Raw genomic sequence first — 3,221 nt, 5'->3', positions numbered from 1 at the left:
ACTCCGTAACATTGCTGGCAATTTTCATAGATAAGGGGCTACTAAGAGGGGAAATCTGCCTGCATCTTACAACGAAAAACCCCACCAAAGGCGGGGTCAAAGAGTTATTAGAGCTTAACTTTCAAACAAGTATCCTAGGAAGATGAACTTAGGATTAGAAAGTGAAGGTACCACGGATGGTGCCAATGAAGGCGTCAGTGGCGTTGGTGGTCTGTTCAGGCTTGGAGATCCAGATTACACCAGGGGTCAAAGAAAGGTTGTCGGTCAGTTGATACTTGTAGAACAATTCAACTTGGACAGGGTTAGCAGTGGTTACAAAGGTAGTGCCTAAAGTACCGTTGGTGAAACCAGAAACATAGGGTTGAACACCAGCAAAGATACCAAGTACGTTACCTTCTTTACCAAGGTCGGGGAAGGCAAAGCCACCACCGTAGGTCCAGATGTCACCGTTGTCCTTACCAATCAAAGTTACGTTGGTGTAGCTACCATAGGCACTGAAGCTCAACCAGTCAGCAACGTTCCAAGCCATTTGGATACCATAGCTGTTGGTTTGTTTACCACCGAAGTCGTAGGGATTGACAACGTTACCCGAAGCAGTACCACCACTGACATTACCGTTGTAGGTAGCTGCATCTACGGGGGGAGCACCTACGCCCAAACCGTTAACAAAGGAATCGTTCAATTCAGAACGGTTGAGGTTAGCGGCAGTCGTACCAACAATACCCTGGGTGCCACCTTTACCGAAGATAGCGGCATCGGGGGTGGTGTAGGCATTAACGTAGGTGAAACCTAGGCTGACCCGGTCGAAAATATTGGTGGTAATCTGGGCCAAGGCACCGTAGCCACCGTTAAACAGACCATTGCCACCACTGCTGAAGTCGTAGTTATTACCGGTAGCAGGGTTGGTCACGGAGCTGCCGCTGCTGGGGTTGGCACCAGTGCTAGCCAAGTAACCCAAGCTCAAGGAAGTGGGACCTAAGAGGTTGCTGAGGAAGCCCAACTCAAGGCTAGTACCTATACCAGTACCACCACCAATGGAGTAGATGGGGTTCTGGGCAGTGAATTGGCTCAAGGAACCTTTACCACCGGTGTAGTCATCGAAGTAGGGGTTCAGGGTGGGAACGAAGTCATCCCAGATACCACCAAAGGCAGCGATGTAGTTGTTGAGACGGAAGTTGGTGCCTAAATCGAGGGGTACATAGTAAGCTAACCAGTCGACGGCGACGTTATTATTATCGCCGGGGGAAAGTTGGTGCACCTGGGTGAAGGTGGGGCTTTCATAGTAGTTGCCGACAATACCAATGGGGTTACCGGTCTCGGGATCGATGACGTTTTGGGTGGGGTAGAAGCTCTTGAAGCGATTATTGCTACCAGCGGCAAGACTAGTAACCAACAGGTCTTCACCGGAAAAACTGGTGTTGAACTGTAAACGAACCCGGTTTTGGAATACAGCCTGGTTGTTGTCGCTCTGGTTGTTGAGGGTGTTTTTGGTACCAAAGATGGCGGTGGGAGCAAAAATCACTTCCCCGGTCAATTTGGTGGTGGTAGAAAACTGATGGTCTTCCAGGAAGGAGGTGCGGGCTTCAAGGTTGTCAACCCGGGCACCCAAAGCAGCCAATTCTGCTTCGAACTCCTGCATGAGGCGTTTCAGTTTGTCGATGTCCTCCCGGAGAACTGCCACGTTTTCCTGAATTAAACGTTCCATAACGTTCATACAGGCGTTAAGACCAGCGGCGAATTCCCAACGGCTGAGGGCCCGATCGCCACGGAAGGTGCGGTCAGGGTAACCAACGATACAACCGTAGCGTTCCACCAAGCTCTTGAGCGCTTCATAGGCCCAGGCGGTGGGTTGCACATCGCGGAGTTCGCTGACGCTGGTTACTTGATCAACACTGGAGAGTTGACCTTCAGCGGTGTATTGATCTAATTGGTCTAAAACTTGAGCATTCGTAACGTTGTCGGGAGCGGCGTTAGCAGCACCAGCCACAAGGGCGGCACTGATCACAGCGGGGCTCACTAACAGGGACTTCCAAGATAGTTTAAGCATTTTTAGCTTTTCCTCACACCTAATAATGACTACGGGAACCAAGTCCTATACTCAGTAACACATTGTACACGTTTTTTTCGAAAGAGTGGGAGAAGTTGACAATTTTCTTTAGATTCATGGTGAATGCTAGGTTTAGCAAGGCCATTGGGCTGTTTTGCAGACTCGGTTTAGGGTGCCGGAGCCACAATCAGTTTTGGCAAAGAAAAACCGCCTACAGCTTCTGCTCACGGAACGATGATGTTGATGGTTAATAACAAATTATAGTTGCTATTTTGATGATGGCTAGGGTGAGGGTCAGTTTTCTGGCTGGCCCCCTCAGCTTGGTCGAGGAGATAGCCGACCATTTCCTAATCTATCAGGTTGATCAGATATTGTTTGACCTCAACAAGTCTCCGTTGCAAAGCCCATTGAGGATTGTTCAGGGCTGTGGTTGGAGAAATATCACTGCCCACTAGGGTAAAAATTTGCTTTAGGTTGGACGGGGTTTTTGTTTGGTTTTCTTGACTTTGCCCCGCCACCACGATCGCCGGTTTCCCCATAGCTTGTGCCAGCTCAATGACCCTCCCCACAACTTTGCCCTGGTGAGATTGGCCATCGAAGCAACCTTCCCCGGTTACCACTAGGTCGCATTGGGCCATGGCTTGTTCCAGCCCCGTCAACTGGGCGATCGCCGTAAACCCCGACTCGATAGTGGCCTTGAGGGCCCAGGCAACGCCCCCACCAACCCCCCCAGCGGCACCGGCTCCGGAAAAATTAAGCTCAAAGCCATCCCTTTTTCTAACTACCTGAGCAAAATGTTCCAGCCCACGATCTAAGCGTTGCACCATGGCTGGATCTGCCCCTTTTTGGGGAGCATAAACAAAGGCGGCCCCATGGGAACCGTAAAAAGGATTGGTCACATCACATAACAGGGCGATCTGGGGAAAAGTATCTAACACTGCGGGAATAATTTCGGTGACTTTTTCCAGACCTTGTCCTCCCCACCCGACAGATTGGCCTTGATAATCTAAAAACCTCCAACCCAACGCCATCAGCAAACCTAAACCGCCATCATTGGTGGCTGAACCACCGATCGCCAGTTGAATATGTTTTGCTCCCCGCTGGACAGCATGGGCAATTAATTCCCCAGTGCCGTAGCTAGTGGTAATTTCCGGATTACGTTTCCCCATGGGGA

2 protein-coding genes are annotated in these 3,221 nt (G+C 50.4%); both read right to left on the bottom strand.

Annotated elements, in window-relative coordinates:
- Window positions 1-154: 154 nt before the first annotated feature.
- Window positions 155-2,047, bottom strand: coding sequence for an iron uptake porin (locus tag IQ219_RS18280; RefSeq protein WP_194073550.1), 1,893 nt, complete (start codon window positions 2,045-2,047; stop codon window positions 155-157).
- A 347-nt stretch (window positions 2,048-2,394) separates the two neighbouring features.
- On the bottom strand, window positions 2,395-3,221 hold an 827-nt coding region (locus tag IQ219_RS18275), incomplete at its 5' end, for a glycerate kinase (RefSeq protein WP_194073549.1).

The organism is Synechocystis sp. LEGE 06083, from assembly GCF_015207725.1.
GTDB lineage: Bacteria > Cyanobacteriota > Cyanobacteriia > Cyanobacteriales > Microcystaceae > Synechocystis > Synechocystis salina.
This window is presented reverse-complemented; position numbering and strand designations above follow the sequence as displayed.

Excerpts from the sequence above, each read along its gene's own strand:
- IQ219_RS18280 (WP_194073550.1), bottom strand. The coding sequence starts at position 2,047 with ATGCTTAAACTATCTTGGAAGTCCCTGTTAGTGAGCCCCGCTGTGATC.